Source organism: Amycolatopsis sp. NBC_01480 (genome assembly GCF_036227205.1).
Taxonomy (GTDB): domain Bacteria; phylum Actinomycetota; class Actinomycetes; order Mycobacteriales; family Pseudonocardiaceae; genus Amycolatopsis.
Window position 1 is genome coordinate 92616 of sequence record NZ_CP109442.1, and the last position, 15681, is coordinate 108296.

17 protein-coding genes are annotated in these 15681 nt (G+C 72.1%); 10 read left to right on the plus strand and 7 right to left on the minus strand.

Annotated features, from left to right (window positions below):
• Positions 1-16: 16 nt before the first annotated feature.
• A complete protein-coding gene (locus tag OG371_RS00480) occupies positions 17-601 on the minus strand; it encodes a TetR/AcrR family transcriptional regulator (RefSeq protein WP_329064342.1) in 585 nt (194 codons plus the stop codon).
• Between the two features lie 121 nt (positions 602-722).
• Here OG371_RS00480 and OG371_RS00485 point away from each other — a divergent pair, with 121 nt between their 5' ends.
• From OG371_RS00485 to OG371_RS00505, 5 genes are all read left to right on the plus strand, one after another.
• Complete coding sequence (locus tag OG371_RS00485; protein WP_329064344.1) at positions 723-1661, plus strand: alpha/beta hydrolase; 939 nt, start codon at positions 723-725, stop codon at positions 1659-1661.
• A gap of 28 nt (positions 1662-1689) precedes the next feature.
• On the plus strand, positions 1690-2157 hold the full coding sequence (locus OG371_RS00490) for a cupin domain-containing protein (RefSeq protein WP_329064345.1): 468 nt from the start codon (positions 1690-1692) through the stop codon (positions 2155-2157).
• Between the two features lie 63 nt (positions 2158-2220).
• Complete coding sequence (locus tag OG371_RS00495; protein WP_329064346.1) at positions 2221-3270, plus strand: amidohydrolase family protein; 1050 nt, start codon at positions 2221-2223, stop codon at positions 3268-3270.
• Between the two features lie 180 nt (positions 3271-3450).
• Positions 3451-4347, plus strand: coding sequence for an NAD(P)H-binding protein (locus OG371_RS00500; RefSeq protein WP_329064348.1), 897 nt, complete (start codon positions 3451-3453; stop codon positions 4345-4347).
• Between the two features lie 43 nt (positions 4348-4390).
• On the plus strand, positions 4391-5290 hold the full coding sequence (locus OG371_RS00505; RefSeq protein ID WP_329064350.1) for an NmrA family NAD(P)-binding protein: 900 nt from the start codon (positions 4391-4393) through the stop codon (positions 5288-5290).
• Here OG371_RS00505 and OG371_RS00510 read toward each other — a convergent pair whose 3' ends face one another.
• On the minus strand, positions 5291-5857 hold the full coding sequence (locus OG371_RS00510) for a TetR/AcrR family transcriptional regulator (protein WP_329064352.1): 567 nt from the start codon (positions 5855-5857) through the stop codon (positions 5291-5293).
• 124 nt (positions 5858-5981) lie between these two features.
• Here OG371_RS00510 and OG371_RS00515 point away from each other — a divergent pair, with 124 nt between their 5' ends.
• The 3 genes from OG371_RS00515 to OG371_RS00525 all read left to right on the plus strand — a co-directional run bounded on the left by OG371_RS00515 (position 5982) and on the right by OG371_RS00525 (position 9764).
• Positions 5982-7127, plus strand: a complete 1146-nt coding sequence (locus OG371_RS00515) for a serine hydrolase domain-containing protein (RefSeq protein ID WP_329064354.1) — start codon at positions 5982-5984, stop codon at positions 7125-7127.
• Positions 7128-7226: 99 nt separating this feature from the next.
• A complete protein-coding gene (locus OG371_RS00520; protein WP_329064356.1) occupies positions 7227-9038 on the plus strand; it encodes an APC family permease in 1812 nt (603 codons plus the stop codon).
• A 234-nt stretch (positions 9039-9272) separates the two neighbouring features.
• Positions 9273-9764 (plus strand): MarR family winged helix-turn-helix transcriptional regulator, encoded by a 492-nt coding sequence (locus OG371_RS00525; protein WP_329064358.1) that lies wholly within the window; start codon positions 9273-9275, stop codon positions 9762-9764.
• 72 nt (positions 9765-9836) lie between these two features.
• On the opposite strand, the gene OG371_RS00530 is transcribed toward OG371_RS00525, so the two are convergent.
• The 4 genes from OG371_RS00530 to OG371_RS00545 all read right to left on the minus strand — a co-directional run bounded on the left by OG371_RS00530 (position 9837) and on the right by OG371_RS00545 (position 13550).
• Positions 9837-11597 (minus strand): chloride channel protein, encoded by a 1761-nt coding sequence (locus tag OG371_RS00530; protein WP_329064360.1) that lies wholly within the window; start codon positions 11595-11597, stop codon positions 9837-9839.
• 62 nt (positions 11598-11659) lie between these two features.
• Positions 11660-11842 carry a hypothetical protein gene (locus tag OG371_RS00535; protein ID WP_329064362.1) on the minus strand — a complete coding sequence of 61 codons (183 nt, stop codon included), beginning with the start codon at positions 11840-11842 and terminating at the stop codon, positions 11660-11662.
• 28 nt (positions 11843-11870) lie between these two features.
• A complete protein-coding gene (locus OG371_RS00540) occupies positions 11871-12455 on the minus strand; it encodes a nuclear transport factor 2 family protein (protein ID WP_329064364.1) in 585 nt (194 codons plus the stop codon).
• 27 nt (positions 12456-12482) lie between these two features.
• Positions 12483-13550 (minus strand): amidohydrolase family protein, encoded by a 1068-nt coding sequence (locus tag OG371_RS00545; RefSeq protein WP_329064366.1) that lies wholly within the window; start codon positions 13548-13550, stop codon positions 12483-12485.
• An 88-nt stretch (positions 13551-13638) separates the two neighbouring features.
• Between OG371_RS00545 and OG371_RS00550 the strand changes: the two genes are divergently transcribed.
• The gene (locus OG371_RS00550) at positions 13639-14256 is read left to right on the plus strand and encodes a TetR/AcrR family transcriptional regulator (protein WP_329064368.1); all 618 of its coding nucleotides are present in this window, start codon (positions 13639-13641) and stop codon (positions 14254-14256) included.
• Between the two features lie 73 nt (positions 14257-14329).
• Positions 14330-14677 (plus strand): VOC family protein, encoded by a 348-nt coding sequence (locus tag OG371_RS00555; RefSeq protein WP_329064370.1) that lies wholly within the window; start codon positions 14330-14332, stop codon positions 14675-14677.
• A gap of 7 nt (positions 14678-14684) precedes the next feature.
• On the opposite strand, the gene OG371_RS00560 is transcribed toward OG371_RS00555, so the two are convergent.
• Positions 14685-15653, minus strand: a complete 969-nt coding sequence (locus OG371_RS00560) for an Lrp/AsnC family transcriptional regulator (RefSeq protein ID WP_329064372.1) — start codon at positions 15651-15653, stop codon at positions 14685-14687.
• Between the last annotated feature and the right edge of the window lie 28 nt (positions 15654-15681).

Sequence of the window (15681 nt, forward strand, 5' to 3'; positions counted from 1 at the left end):
CGTCCATTATGGACCGTCAAACTGCGGCAAGACCTGCCACGTAGATGTCCGCCTGGCGGTGCGCGACCGTTTCCCAGTCTTCGACGTGCGGCAGGCGCTGGGCCAGGAGCGCGCCGAACACGACCAGGTCCGCGGTGCTGACGCCGGGGCGGATCGTGCCGTCGCGGTGGCCCCGTTCCAGCATCGAGGCCAGCAGGCGGTGGACCTCGTCGCGCAGGGCGACCGCGGCGTCGTCGATCTTGGGCGGACCGCCGTGCAGGGGCAGCACGAGATCCGGGCCGTGCTCGATGGTGCGGCCGAGGAACGAGCGGATCGCCTCGATGGCCGACGCGTCGAGGCTCGCGGCGCGGCGGGCGGCATCGAGCACCAGCCGGAACGACCGGAGGGTCAACGCGCCGAGCAGCACCTCGCGCGAGGGGTAGTGGCGGTAAACGGTGCCGACGCCGACCCCGGCGTCCGCCGCGATGGTCGCCATCGGGACCGCGGCGCCTTCCCGGCGCACCGCGGCGGCGGCCGCGGCCAGCACCCGGTCGCGGTTGTCGGCCGCGTCCCGCCGCAGCATCCGGTGGCGGACGGCGCCGTCGCCGCTCTCCTCGCTCATGGCTCTGATGATGACAGCCGCCCCGCCTTCCGTTGACATCGCGCTTAGACGGACGATATCGTCCGCTTATTCCAGAGCCCCGCCCGGCTCGCCGGACTCCGCCGAGAGAGCAGGACCCACCGTGACGTTCACCGTCGATCCCCAGCTCAGCACGATCCTGGCGCCGATGGCCGGAATCCCCCAGCCCGCGGCCGGCGACGTCGAGGGCCGCCGCGCCGTGTTGGAGGCGATGATGGCGCAGACGGCCGCCCTCCAGCCCACGCCCGGCGACGTCGTCACCACCGATTTCCATGCGGTGGCCGAGGACGGCGCGAAAATCCTGCTGCGCTGGTACGCGAAAACCGGCGCCGCGCCCGGGCCCGCCGCGCTGTACCTGCACGGCGGCGGGATGATCCTGGGCAGCGTCGCGCTCTACGACGGGCCGATCGCCCGGTACGTGTCCGCGACCGGCGTGCCGATGCTGGCCGCCGACTACCGGCTCGCCCCCGAGCACCCCCATCCCGCACCGGTCGAAGACGCCTACCTCGGCTTGCTGTGGCTGCACGAGCACGCGGCCGAGCTGGGCGTCGACCCGGCCCGGATCGCCGTGATGGGCGACAGCGCGGGCGGCGGGCTGGCCGCGGCGGTCGCGTTGCTGGCCCGGGATCGGCGCGGCCCCGCATTGGCGCGGCAGATCCTCGTTTTCCCCATGCTCGACGACCGGACGACGGCCCCTGATCCGGAACTGGCCCCGTTCGTCGCCTGGAGCTACGAGGACAACTTGACCGCGTGGACGGCGCTGCTCGGCGACCGCATCGGCGGCCCCGACGTCTCGCCGTACGCCGCCCCGGCCCGTGCCACCGATCTCGCCGGACTGCCTCCGGCCTACGTCGAGGTCGGCCAGCTGGACGTCTTCCGCGACGAGGATCTCGCGTACGCGCAACGCTTGAGCGCGGCCGGGGTCGACGTCGAATTCCACCTGCATCCCGGGGCCCCGCACGAGTTCGACACCTACGGCTGGGACACCGCCGTCGCCCGCCGGGCGCTGGCCGATCGCCACCGCGTGCTCGGCTCGTTCTGACCCACCGCCCGACCGAACGGAGCCGCAGATGAGCATGGCCTACCTCGCCCAGCCCGAGCAGCAGCAGAAACTCGAGTGGCTCGACGGCGGCACGCTGTCGCTGCTGCTCGACGGCGCGGCCACCGACGGCCAGCTGATGATCGGCCGCTTCGACGTCAGCCGGGGCGAGGCGCCGCCGTTCCACAAGCACACGCGCGAGGACGAGATCTTCATGCTCATCGGCGGCACCGCGCTCGTCTGGGTCGGCGAGGAGGAGCACGAGCTGAAGGAGGGCGGCATTGTGTTCCTGCCCAAGAACATCCCGCACGCCTACCGGATCACGTCCGCGAAGGCGGACCTGCTGATGATCAACACCCCGGCCGGCATCGAGGGCATGTTCCGCTACGCCGGGCGCGACCGGGCGACCCCGCGGCCGGACGGCTTCGAGATCTCCCCCGAGCGGATGGCCGAGGCCGCGGAGCAGTTCGGGAACGTCATCCTCGGCCCGCCCCGGTGAAATCCGGCTGACCCGCCGCGGGAATCCGGTACGTTCGAGCCGGACGACACGGGGGGGTCAGTCATGGTGTTACGGATCCGGGGCCACGCCCTGCCGCACGGCGAGTACGTCGACCTGTACGCCGACGGCGACCGCTGGACCACCGATCCCGTGCCGAACGCCGAGCTGGTGGCCGAAGGCTGGCTGCTGCCGGGACTGGTCGACGCGCACACCCATCCCGGCGCCACGGAGCCCGGCGACCCGCTGGACGACGTGGTGTTGCGCGAGGACCTGCACCGGCACGTCGACGCCGGGGTCACGCTGATCCGCTCGCCCGGGCTCGCGGGCGACCCGCCGGCGTGGTTCGGCGAGGACCCGGACGTGCCGCGCGCCGTGCACGCCGGCCCGTGGCTCGCGCAGCGCGGCCAGTTCTTCGACGGCTGGGGCAACCGCGTGGACCACGCCGAGCTGCCGTCGGTCGCGGCGGCGCAGGCCGCGCGCAGCGGGTGGGCCAAGATCATCGCCGACTGGGGACCGGAAGACGAGGCCGTCCCCATCGACGTCCTCAAAGCCGCGGCCGACGCAGTGCACGCGGCCGGCGGCCGGCTCGCCGTGCACACCCAGCATGCCGCCGGCAGCACGGCGGCGGTCGCGGCCGGCGTCGATTCGGTGGAGCACGGCATGTGGCTGGACTCCGGCCTGCTGCCGGAAATGGCCCGGCAGGGCATGGCGCTGACCCCGACTTTGTCGGGTTTCCAAGGGATGCTGACGACCTTGCGCGACCGCCCGGACGGCCCGCGCAAGGACTGGCTCCTGGGCGGCACCGAAGCACTCGGGCCGTTGGTGGCAGCCGCGTTCGAGGCCGGCGTCCGCGTCCTGGCCGGCACGGACTCCCACCCGCACGGGATGATCGCCGACGAGATCCGGGCGCTGGCGGGCACCGGGATCCGGACGCATGATGCCCTCGGCGCGGCTTCCTGGTCGGCCCGGGAGTACCTCGGGTTGGGCGGGCTGGAACCCGGCGCGCCGGCCGATGCTGTTGTGTATGCGAAAGATCCACGGACCGACCTGGGGCAGCTGGCTGCTCCGTTGGCCGTGATCCTGCGCGGACGACGCGTCCGTCCACACGCCTGAGTTCTTGCGCGGCCGAAAGCGGACTCCCACCCGCGCGGACTGATCGCTGACGAGATCCGCGCGGGCGCGGGCGTCCACACGCCTGGATCTTCACCCTTCTCATCCGGCCTTCTTGCATGCCCAAAAAGTAAACGGTACGGTTGAGTCTACTTCCTCCTCAACCTCCACCGGAGCGCAGCCATGATCGTCATCACCACGCCCACCGGAAACATCGGCAGCCGCGTGCTCGCGCACGTCCTCGAAGGCGACCAGCCAGTCCGGGTTGTCGCAAGGGACCCGGAAAAACTGCCCGCGAGAGTGCGCGACCAGGTCGAGGTCATCCATGGCTCGCATGGTGACGCGGACATTGTGACCCGCGCACTCAAAGGCGCCGACGCCCTGTTCTGGTTGTGCCCGCCCCACCGTCAGGCCTCGAACGCCGTGACGGCCTTCGCCGGGTTCACCCGGCCCGCCGCGGAAGTCCTGCGCAGTCAAGGGGTCCAGCGCGTCGTGACCATCAGCAGCCTAGGCCGCCACACGCCGTACGCCGACCGGGCCGGACTTGGGACCGGGGTGCTGGCCATGGACGACCTGATCGCCGAGACCGGGGTGGCGCTGCGGGCGCTGACCATGCCCGGGTTCATGGACAACATGTTGCGGCAGAAGGAAAGTATCAAAGAGCAGGGCATCTTCTCCGGCGCCTTCTCCAGCGATCGCCGACGTCCGACGGTCGCAGTTCAGGACATTGCCGCCGTTGCCGCGAGGCTGCTGCTCGACTCGGCGTGGACCGGGCAGGAGGAGGTCCCGCCGATCGGGCCCGAGGATCTGTCCAATGAGGACATGGCCGCGATCGCCGCCGAGGTGCTCGGCCGGCCCGTGCGGTACCGGCAGGTTCCGACGCCCGACTACCGCGAACGACTCGTCGGCCTCGGGCTGTCCGAGGGCATGGCCCAGAGCATGGTCGACCTGATCACGGCCAATGAGAACGGCCTCTACCAAGGCGTCACCCGCACCCCGCAGCACGCGATCGACACCCCCACCACCTTCCGGCAGTGGTGCGAGGACACGCTCGCGCCCGCCATCAGCAGTTATCAGTGATAACAATCTCTTGCTTCCAGTGCCTTATCGTCGGTAACGTGGATTGAGTACCACTGATACCACGAAGGGTTACCAGCAGATGATCGTCATCACCGGCGCGACGGGCCGGCTCGGCTCGCAGGTCGTCGAACGACTGCTCACCAAAGTGCCGGCCGGGCAGATCGGCGTCAGCGTGCGCGACGCGGGCAAGGCGGCGGGGCTCGCCGCGCGCGGGGTGCGGGTCCGGGAGGGCAACTTCTCCGACCCCGCCTCGCTCGCCCTCGCCTTCGAAGGGGCCGAGCGGGTCCTCGTCGTCTCGTCCAACGACTCGGGCGCGGACGCCGAAACCCAGCACAAGGCCGCCATCAACGCGGCTCGCGCCGCCGGAGCCGAGCGCGTCTTCTACACGAGCCACCAGGCGTGCGCGGCGGATTCGGAGTTCATTCCGATGCTCGACCACGCCGCCACCGAACGGTACTTGGCCGCGGAGGGCGGAAAATTCACGTCACTGCGCAACGGCTTCTACGCGAGCACCGTCCCGATGCTGATCGGCCAGGCGCTCGAGACGGGCACCATCGTCGCGCCCGCCGACGGACCGGTTTCGTGGACCGCGCACGCGGACCTCGCCGAAGCCGCGGCAATCCTCCTGACGAGCGAGAACCCGTTCGACGGCGCCACCCCGCCGCTGACCGCGCCGGACGCGCTCGACCTCAAAGCCGTCGCCGAAATCCTGTCCGAACTGACCGGGCGGACCATCACCCGCGTCGTCGCCGAGGACGACGAATGGCGGGCTGCCCAGGTCGGACAAGGCCGATCCGAGTTCGAGGCCGAGTTCACCCTCGGCTTGTTCCGGGCGTCACGCCGGGGCGAGTTCGCCGCGACGGACCCGGCCCTCGGCAAGCTGCTCGGGCGTCCGGCGACGCCGCTGCGCTCGTTGCTGGAAGAGGTGGTCGCGGGCCGGTGACTACGGTTCGCGGGCCGGGAGCCCCCGCAGGAGCGCGTCGAGGAAGAGGTCGAACCGCGGGGCGCCCGGGCCGAGCTCGAGGCGGTTTTCCTGGAACGCCAGCCAGCCGACGATCGAAGTGATGAAGATGTACCAGCTCTGCTCGGCCATTCCGGCACTGATCCCGGCCTCGCGGAACGCCGTGACGACCGCGTGCCGGAGCCGGCCGATCGCGTCGGCGTTGTGCGTGTGCGGCCGGGACAGGCGGGTGGCGTAACCCGGGAGCGCGAGGAATTCCTCGTGCATGGCCCACGCGATCCGCGTCAGCCGCGGCCGCCAGTCCGGGCCAGTCTCCGGCTCAGGGGAAAGAATCCGGTCGACGAGGACTTCGCCGATCAGGTCGAACAGCTCGTCGCGGTTCTTGACCCAGCGGTAGAGCGCGCCGTGGCTGACGTCGAGGCGGCCGGCCAGCTCCCGCATGGTCAGCGTGTCCAGGTTCCCGCCCGAGGACGCGGCCTCGACGATCCGGTCACGGCTGATGCGCGCCGGCCGGCCGGGCGCGCGGCGCGGCCCCGCCGAATCCGTCATGCCCGGCACCGTACGACACCGGCGGCCGGCGCGCGGCGAGACGCGCCTCACTGATTTAGTGACCACTGGTTACTAACGAGCTAAGGTGGTGGTGTCCAAGGAGGTCCGACGTTCAGGGGCAGTCATGACGGGGCACGGGGTGCAGGGCACGGTGGCGGCGGGTTTCGAGCCCGTGCGCGAGGAATTCGCGGCCGTGCTGGCGGCCGAGGGAGCCGATCTGGACGCGCAGGTCGCGGCCTATCACCACGGCGAGCTGGTGGTCGACCTGTGGGCCGGGGCGGACACCACGCGCGATTCGCTGCTGGGGATCTACTCCGCGAGCAAGGGGGTGGCCCACCTGGTCGTCGCGCTGCTCGTCCAGGACGGGACGCTGGACCTGGACCAGCGGGTCAGCCACTACTGGCCCGAGTTCGCGGTGCGGGGCAAGGGCGAGGTCCGGCTGCGTGAGCTGCTTTCGCACCAGGCCGGGCTGGCCGGGGCGGACGCCGGGTTCAGCATGGCGGAGCTGGCCGACGACCGGGTCGTCGCCGAACGGCTCGGCGCGCAACGCCCGTTCTGGCGGCCGGGAACCGCGTCCGGTTACCACGCCCTGGTGGTCGCAGCGCTGAGCGGCGAAGTGGTGCGCCGCGCGACCGGGGAGACGGTGCAGAGCCTGTTCGCCTCACGCCTGCGTGAGCCTTACAAGCTGGACCTGCACCTCGGGCTGCCGGCCGATCAGGAGCACCGGTTCCTGCCCGCCCAGCCCATGGTCGCCACCCCCGAGCGGCTCCGCGATCTCGCTGCGGCCGCCACCGGCCCGAACAGCCTCGACGGCATCGCCTTCAACCGCCACCACCCCGGCAACCGCGAAGTGTGGGAACTGCCGAACCTCCCCGTCGTCCGGGAGAAGGGCCCGGCCTCGTTCGGCGGCATCGGCACCGCCCGCAGCCTGGCCAAGCTCTATGCGGCGGCGATCAGCCCCACCGACAGCGCGGCGCCGCTGCTCACTCCGGACACCGCCGCCGCGTTCGCGCAGATCCAGTCCGCCGGCTGGGATCTTGTGCTGCGCCAGCACAAAGCCTGGGCCGTCGGCTTCCACGCCGCGGCCGAGATCTACCCCGTCCTCGGCCAGGGCGCCTTCGGGCACAGCGGAGCGGGTGGGCAGCAGGCGCTGGCCGACCCGCGCAACGGGCTGTCCTACGCGTTCCTGCGCCGCCGGTTCCTCCCTCCCCCGCAGGCCGACGCCGATCACCAGCGCATCCTGGGCGCGCTGCGCGCCGCGGCCCGTTGACGGGGGCGGATCAGGTTCCCGTTCACTCGCGGAGACCCGGCGTCAAGGAACCGTCAACAGCGGTCAAGCCGGGCCGGAACGGCTCCCAGGCTGAGCAGTGTGACCACCACGCTTTCGCCCAGCGACACCAGCGAAACCACCGGCCGGGGCGAGCGGCACCGGCTGTCCGTCGTCGGCGGGCTGGCCGCACTTTCCCTCGACGCGATGGCGTCGGTGGCGTACGGGCCCGAGGCCATCGTGATCGTGCTGGCCGTCGCGGGCGGCACGGGGCTGGGGTTCACGCTGCCGGTCACCCTGGCGATCGCGGTGCTGCTGGGCGTGCTGACGCTGTCGTACCGGCAGGTGATCGCCGCGTTCCCGGACGGCGGCGGCGCGTACGGGGTCAGCCGCGCGCACCTCGGGGCCCGGGCCTCGCTCGTCGCCGCGGCCTCGCTGATCGTCGACTACGTGCTGAACGTCGCGGTTTCGGTGGCCGCCGGGGTCGCGGCGCTGACGTCGGCGTTCCCCGCGCTGCTGCCGTACACCCTGTGGCTGTGCCTCGGCGTGCTGGCGCTGGTGACCGCGGTGAACCTGCGCGGCATCGCGGAAAGCGCGCGGGCGTTCATCGTGCCCACCGCGATCTTCGTCGGCGCGATCCTGACCGTGATCGTGGCCGGCCTGATCCGCTCCGGCCCGGCCGCGGCGATGGCCGCGCCGCAGCAGGCCACCAGCCTGCAGACGGTCGGGATTCTGTTGCTGCTCAAGGCTTTCGCGAACGGGTGCGCCGCGCTCACCGGGGTGGAGGCGATCGCCAACGCCGTGCCGTCGTTCCGCCGTCCCCGGGTGCGCCGCGCCCAGCGGGCCGAGATCGCGCTGGGCGGGATGCTCGCGGTGATGCTGATCGGGATCGCGGTGCTGATCGGGAAGTTCTCGATCCACCCGGTCGACGGCGTCACCGTGCTCTCCCAGGTCACCACCGCGTCGATCGGCGGCGGTTTCGGTTACTACGTCGTGCAGTTCTCGACGGTCGTGCTGCTCGCGCTGGCCGCCAACACCTCGTTCGGCGGGCTGCCCGTGCTGGCGCAGTTGCTCGCGAAGCACAACAACCTGCCGCACGTCTTCGCGTTGCGCGCCGAACGCCAGGTTTACCGTTACGGCGTCGGGTTCCTGGCCGTCACCTCGGCGCTGCTGCTGGTCGTTTCGGGCGGCGACATGAACACGCTGGTGCCGCTGTTCGCGATCGGGGTGTTCGTCGGGTTCACCCTTTCGCAGAGCGGCATGGTCCGGCACTGGTTCCGGAACCGGCCCCGCGGCTGGCGGGGCAAGGCGGCGCTCAACGGCCTCGGCGCGCTCCTGACCGGCATCGCCGCGGTGGTCGTCGCCGCGACGAAATTCGGCGAGGGCGGGTGGCTGATCATCGTCGCGCTGCCCGTGCTGGTGCTGGGCATGGAGTGGGTGAACCGGAGCTACCGCCGCATCGGCGCCCGGCTGGAACTCGGCCGCACGCCGGCCCCGCCGCGGCCGAACCGGTCGCTCGTCGTGGTCCCGGTCCACACGGTTTCGCGGCTGACCCGCGACGCGCTCGCCGCGGCCCTGTCCCTCGGCGACCAGGTCGAGGCCGTCCACGTCACCCACCCCGACGAGGAACCGGCGACGCGGGAGTTCGTCGAGTCCTGGGAACGCTGGCATCCCGGCGTCACCCTCGTCCAGCTGTACGACGACCGGCGACGGCTCGGCGAACCACTCGTCGAGCACCTGCGCAAGCACGCTGGCTGCCACGTTTTTGTCCTCATCGCGGAGGTCGAGCCGGAGCACCCGTGGCAACGCATCCTGCAGAACCGCCGCGGCGCCGTCCTCGCCCGAGCCCTCAGACGCCGGTCTGACGCGGTGGTCTGCCGGATGCGGTTCCGGCTCGCCACAACGGAGCTTTGAAGCCCGGAACCATCGATTGTGGACGTTCGCCGTCGAGGAGGAGGTCAGCGCGGGCCAGCAGACCCCTCCACCGGTGCCCTCCACCATGGGCAAGGTGGGCACCGCGGTCCTCGCGCCGGGCGAGCGGCACCCGGACACTGTTGGCCAACGCAACAGTGTCCGGGGCCGAGTGCCGGGGCGGCCCCGGAACCGGCCTTGTGGGCGCGGTCCGGCGCCGCGCGGCACACTGGAGGCATGTCTCGCCCTTCGACCACCGCGGCCGGCACCGACGTCGACGCGGTCACCGACGCCGTGCTCACCGCGTCCCGGCTGCTGGTGGCCGTCTCCGCCCGCTCCATCACCGCGGCCGGCGACCTCGTCACGCTGCCGCAGTTCCGGCTGCTGGTGATCCTGCACTCCCGCGGGCCGCTGAAGCACGCGGCGCTGGCCGAACTGCTCGGGGTCACCCCGTCGACCGCCAGCCGCATGGTCGACCGGCTGGTCACCGCCGGCCTCGTGGCCCGGCAGGACAACCCGGCCTCACGCCGGGAGATCGTGATCGAGCTGACCGCTGAGGGCGCACGGGTCGTGCGGCTGGTCACCAACCGCCGCCGCCGCGAGATCGCCAAGATCGTGGCCAAGATGCCCGAGCACGCGCGCCACGGCCTGGTCGAGGTCCTCTCCGCGTTCGCCGAGGCCGGTGGCGAGCCCCCGGCCGGCACCGCCGCCGAAGCCGTCTGGGCCTGACGAGCCCGCCCGAGAGCACCCCGGAAACGGCGGTGTGGAGCCAAGACCACTCAGCCGCGGGTATGCGCCCGCCTAACGGGCGGTGACCGGCTCGAGGGCGGTGAGCACGGCCTGGTGGGTGACCCAGCCGCTCAGCCGGCCTTCCCCGGCCAGCACCGGCAGGCCCGTGCCGGGTGCGTTCGTCAACGCCGTCAACGCGTCGGCCAGGCTGCTCTCGGCCGTCACCAGCGGCGGCAGTTCCGCGAGGTCGCCGACCACGCCTTCGTGCTGATCGGCCAGGGCCTCCGCGACCGCGCGCGCCGTGACACAGCCCTGGTAACCCCCGTCCGCCCCGATCACCGGCAGGATCCCGTGCCCGGACACGGCCAGCGCGTGCGCGGCCCGGTCCAGCGGGAGGTCCTCGGCCAGCGGTTCCGGCAGCGCCTCGGCCACCGCCTCGACGCGGGTGCCGGCCAGCCTGCGCACCCCGGGGCTCCGGTCGAGGTCCACGCCGCGGCGGCGCAGCTTGAGCGTGTAGATCGTGTCCTTGCTCAACGCCCGGCTGGTCGCGGTGGCGATCACGATCGCGGTCAGCATCGGCAGGATGATCGTGTACTGGCCAGTCAGCTCGAACAGCACGATCACCGCGGTGATCGGTGCCCGGGCCGCGCCGGCGAACGCCGCGCCCATGCCGATCAGCCCGTAGACGCCGGGCGACGCGGTCACCCCAGGCAGCCACGTGTGCACGACGATGCCGAACGCGGTCCCGGCCATCGCGCCGATGAAGAGCGAAGGCGCGAACACCCCGCCCGAGCCGCCGATCCCGATCGTCAGGCTGGTCGCCACGACCTTGCCCACCATCAACAACAGCAGGAAACCGAGGACGTACTTGCCCTCCACCGCGTTCTGCAGCACCGGATACCCCACGCCGTACATCTGCGGCAGCAGCAACAACAGCCCGCCCAGGAACACCCCGCCGACCGCCGGGCGCAGCCACTCCGGACCGCGCCACAACCAGTCGCACAGGTCCTCGACCAGGTACAGCACCCGGGTGAACAACACCCCGCACGCCCCGACCACCAAACCCAGCACGATGAACAGCAGATACTCCACCGGATTGCGCAAGGTGAACGGCGGCAGGGCGAGGAACGGCACGTCGCCGAACACCGCCCGCCCGACCACGCTCGCCGTCACGCTGGCCAGCACCACCGCGCCGAACGACTCCGCCGCGAAGTCGCGCAAGATCAGTTCCATCGCGAAGAACGGCCCGGCCAGCGGCGCGTTGAAGGTGGCCGCGATCCCGCCCGCCGCACCGCACGCCACCAGGACCCGCAGCCGCGACTCCGGCAGCTTGGCCACCCGCCCCAGGGTCGACCCGAGCGCCGAGCCGATCTGCACGATCGGCCCCTCCCGGCCCACCGACCCGCCCGAGCCGATCGTCAGCGCCGAAGCGAGCGCCTTGACCGCGCTGACCTGCGCCGGGATCCGGCCGCCTCGTTCCGCGACCGCGTACATGACTTCGGGCACGCCGTGCCCGCGGGCTTCCCGCGCGAACTTGTACACCAGCGGCCCGTAAACCAGCCCGGCGACCACCGGGGCCAGCAGCAGGAACCACGGCCCCAGCGCCGGGAACCACGGATGTGCCACCCGTCCCGCGGCGGAGTAGTCCGCCTGCCCGGAGAACAGGTGGGTGAACGTGGTGATCAGCCACCGGAAGACCACCGCGCCCAGCCCGGCGCCCGCGCCGATCACCAGAGCCAGGCCGATCAGCCCGCTCGTGCTCTCCCGCAGCCATCGCCCGAACGGCGGCCGCGCGGGCGCCGCCGGCCGTTTCCCGGTCACACCATCACCCATGGACACCATTGCAGTATGCAACACTTGTCGTGGGTGACGGCGAGGGATAGCTCACACCGTGCTCACAACACGAAGTAGCGCAGCCGGAGGTAGGGCGCCGCCACCACGACCAACATGGTGATGCCGGGCATCGCGGCCCGCTCGGGCTCACCGATCTCGCACTGGCGCCGACCGCGGTCATGTTTCCTTACCTGGCAACGATGAGCCCGCTCGTCCGCGGCCAGGCGGGCGAGGAGGTCGATCACGCCGGTCTTGACCAGCGCCCGGCCCGGGTTACGCGCCGAGCCAGGCGCGGGCGGCGTCGTAGAAGGCGGTGGACTGGTCGGGGCGATCGTCTCCGTAGAGGTCGTCGCCGATGGGGTAGCCGCGGCGGGACAGCACGTAGGAGAGGAATCGGCAGGACGGCCGGTACGCGGTCAGGTCCGCCGGGCCGACGTCCAGCCGGACGCCGGGATGGGCGGCGGCCAGGGAATCCCGTTCGTAGACGGGGTCGAAGGAAACCACCAGCCAGCGGCCGTCGCGGCGTTCGACGCGGTAGTTGAGGCGGGCGGCGGAGGCGAGGTCGGCCTCGATGCCGTCGAGGACGGTGCGCATCTCGATGACGGCAGGCAGCTCGACCAGTGCGCGGTCGCCGTGGTGGTGGACCACGGGCGGGCTGAGCCGGTGGACGGCGGTGTCGCCGCGGGCGGCCATCTTCTCCGACTCGGCGACGAAACCGGCGCCGCTGCCGCGGAACCAGCTCAGGCGGACGGTCGCGTCTTCGCTGAAACAAGACCGCATCTGCGCCCACCAGCCGCGGTCACGGCCCTGTCGTTCGCGCAGGACGAGCTGGGTGATCTCGGTGACGTCGCTGGTCACGTTTTTCCTTTCGGTGGACGCATCGAGTCAAGCAGTGGTGACCTGCTCCCCAGCACACCAGACGCCGCGGATTTCGCGCGTGGCGGTGATGTCCGCGGTCGGGTCGCCGTCTACCAGGACGAGGTCGGCACGCAGGCCCGGTTCGATGGCGCCGCGGTCGGCCAGGCCGAAAGCGCGGGCCGGCAAGACCGTCGCCGAGCGCAGGATCTCCACCGGGGTCAGGCCGGCGCGGGACAGCAGCTCGAATTCGTGGTGGAGGCTTTCGCCGTGGGCGACGGCGCGGGGCACGCCGGGGACGGCATTGGCGTCCGTGCCCGCCAGCACCTCGATGCCGGCGCGGTGCAGACTTGCCACGCTGGCCAGCAGGCCGTCCACCGGTGCCCGGCCCGCGACGGCGCCTTCCATCATGATCAGGGTGGGCACCGCGATCTGGTGGCCGGCTTGCATGGTGGCGATGTCCTCGGGCCGGATGACGCCATTCACCGGCACGTGCGTGACGAAATCCGCGCCCAAGCCGACAGCCAGCTCGTAAGCCCCGACAGTGACCGCGTGGACGACGGCCTTCAGGCCGTGCGCGTGGGCAGCGTCGACCAGGGCCTGGAGCGCCTCGACGGTGGGGCCGCCGTCACCGGGCGCCTCCGCGACGCCCTTGATGTAGTCGACGCCCTCGGCGACCCGCGCCTCGACGTGTCGGCGGGCATCTTCGGGCGTGAGGATGACCGCCTCGGGCGGCATGCCCGGGATCCGGACGTGATTCCCGGCGGGCCCGATCGCGGGCAGGCCGGCGGTGCGGAAGTCGGCGGTGCCGGTGCGCCCGCGCAGCGACGTGACCAGTTCGTGGGGCCAGCACGCCATGTCCAGCCCGGTCGTGACGCCCCAGCGGGCCAGCGCGTCGAGGGTTTCCGGGCCGTGCAGGTGGACGTGGGCGTCGATCAGGCCAGGCAGCAGCACCGCTCCGGCCGCGTCGACCTCCCGCGCGCCGGCCGGATCGGTGCCGATCACCGGGCCGTCGATCACCACGGTGCGGGGCTCGGTGAGCCCGTCGCCGTCGAAGACCCGGACGTTGACCAGCGCAGTCTTCCCGAGTGCGGCCAAGGGAACCTCCTCGAATAGGGGACAGTTTTGTCCACTAATGTGACTGTACCCCTCGACGCCTGCCCGGGCGCCAGCTATAACCGGACAGGTGCCCGCCAGTTCCCGCGCTTCCACCGAGCCCGCCGCCGTACGACGACGCGGCGCGGAGCTGACCCGCGCGATTTACCAGGCCACCCTGGAAGAACTGGCCCGCACCAGCTTCGAGGAACTCGCGTTCGACAAGATCGCCCCGCTCGCGGGCACCGGGAAGTCGGCGCTCTACCGCCGCTGGTCCACCCCCGAGCAGCTGGTCCTCGCCGCGCTGACCGACCCGTCCACCGGCTTCGGCGAGCCTGCCGCCCCCGGCACCGGCTCGCTGCGCAAAGACCTCACCACCGTCCTCGGCGGGTTCGCCCGCGTGCTGGACGAGCCGCGCGGCCGCGCCCTGCGGCCCCTGCTGATCCAGCGCGCCCGCCATCCCGAGCTGTTCGACGAGGTCCGCCGCCTGGTCGTCCTCCCGCACCAGCGCCTGCTGCTGGCGATCCTGCAGGCCGCCGTCGACCGCGGCGAGGCCGACGCCCGGTGCGTCACCCCGCTGGTCGCGTCCGTGGGCCCGCGCCTGGTCATCGCCGACTCCCTGGAGCGGGGAACCGTCCGCCCGGCGCGGGTGCGGGCCATCGTCGACGAGGTGCTGCTGCCCCTGGCCGCACCACGAACCGCCGATTAGCCCGCGACGTGACCATGCTCTGCCTGGCAGAGTTCGCAGTGGCTGATTCCCACCGCAGGAAAGGACCGACCTGGTGCTCGAGCTGAAGAACCTCCTGGTCACCGCGCCCGAGATGGACGCGCAGCTGGCCGACTTCGCCACCTTCGCCGCCGAGCCCCGGTTCCGGGACGGCGATCGCTACGCCGTGCTCGATCCGGCGACCGCGCAGGTGGGGATCGCGCTGGCCGCGCCGGAGGACCACCCGGCGCCCGGTGAGCTGGTCCTGACCGCGAAGACCGACCACGTCCAAGCCGCCGCGGACCAGCTCGTCGCGGCCGGCGCGGAGCTGGTCAAGCCGGTGCACGAGGGCGGGCACGAGGTGCGCGCGCTCGTCAAGCTCGGCGGTGGGCTGCTGGTGATGATCTACGGGCCGGAAGCCTGACCGACGATCAGAGGCTGCCCGGGCGGACCAGGCCGGTTCGCTTGACCCCGGCCAGGATCGGCGTGACCTCCGCGGTGACCACGCGGTCCAGCGCACCCAGCGTGTCGTTCAGGAAGTGGTACAGCGCGTCAAGATCGGCCGCGGCGGCGGCGACCAGCAGGTTGGCCGGGCCGGTGGTCGCGGCGGTGAAGCGGACCTGGGGGTGACGGCTGAGCCGTCGTCCCGCTTCCTCCAGGCCGCCGGGGGCGACCGTGATCCACAGCAGGGCCTCGGCGCGGATGCCGAGGCGGGCCAGGTCGACCTCGGTGGCCAGCCGGATCACGCCGCCGGTCAACGATTCCAGCCGGCGGCGGGCGGTCAGCGGCGTGGTGCCGGCGCGGCGGGCGAGGTCGGCGTAGGACGCCCGGCCGTCCTCGGTCAGCGCGGCGATCAGCTCGTGGTCGATCGGCAGCAGCGCCGGGCGGGCGGGGGCCGGCGGGCGCAGGCCGGACAGTTCGGCGTCGGTCAGCAGGCCGCCGCTCCAGTCGAACGCGGCCGGGAAGACCCGCAGCAGGACGTGCGAGGTCCAGGATTCGACCTCGGGCGTCGCCGGGAGATCCCGCAGCAGCAACGTGTTCCGGGCGTCCGGCCCGTCCAGGAACAGGATGACGCTGATCTCGTCGCCGCCGCCGAGGACGTCGACCCAGACCGTGTCCGGGCGGCGGGCCAGGGTGGCGGCGATGGCGCGGATCCGGCTCGGCCGGCAGCGGATGCGCAGGGCCAGCGGGATCAGGCCGGGAAACCACACCGGGTGGCGCACGACGGTGGCCCGCAGCGTGCCGTCGTGGAACAGCGGCGCCGCGCGGCGCACCACAGTGCGCTCGGACAGGCCCAGCACCTGGCTGACCGTGCGCCACGAAGCCCGCGGCGAGGCCATCAGCGCCGCGGCGATCCGGCGGTCCGTCTCGTCCAGCTCCAGATGGCGTACTTTCTCCATATCCGAAGATCATATGTCCGGCATCCGC

Bases quoted from the DNA above. Each gene is read 5' to 3' on its own strand.
- OG371_RS00495 (WP_329064346.1), top strand. From the start codon at position 2,221: ATGGTGTTACGGATCCGGGGCCACGCCCTGCCGCACGGCGAGTACGTC.
- OG371_RS00515 (WP_329064354.1), top strand. From the start codon at position 5,982: ATGACGGGGCACGGGGTGCAGGGCACGGTGGCGGCGGGTTTCGAGCCC.
- OG371_RS00490 (WP_329064345.1), top strand. From the start codon at position 1,690: ATGAGCATGGCCTACCTCGCCCAGCCCGAGCAGCAGCAGAAACTCGAG.
- OG371_RS00525 (WP_329064358.1), top strand. From the start codon at position 9,273: ATGTCTCGCCCTTCGACCACCGCGGCCGGCACCGACGTCGACGCGGTC.
- OG371_RS00530 (WP_329064360.1), bottom strand. From the start codon at position 11,597: ATGGGTGATGGTGTGACCGGGAAACGGCCGGCGGCGCCCGCGCGGCCG.
- OG371_RS00560 (WP_329064372.1), bottom strand. From the start codon at position 15,653: ATGGAGAAAGTACGCCATCTGGAGCTGGACGAGACGGACCGCCGGATC.
- OG371_RS00480 (WP_329064342.1), bottom strand. From the start codon at position 601: ATGAGCGAGGAGAGCGGCGACGGCGCCGTCCGCCACCGGATGCTGCGG.
- OG371_RS00500 (WP_329064348.1), top strand. From the start codon at position 3,451: ATGATCGTCATCACCACGCCCACCGGAAACATCGGCAGCCGCGTGCTC.
- OG371_RS00510 (WP_329064352.1), bottom strand. From the start codon at position 5,857: ATGACGGATTCGGCGGGGCCGCGCCGCGCGCCCGGCCGGCCGGCGCGC.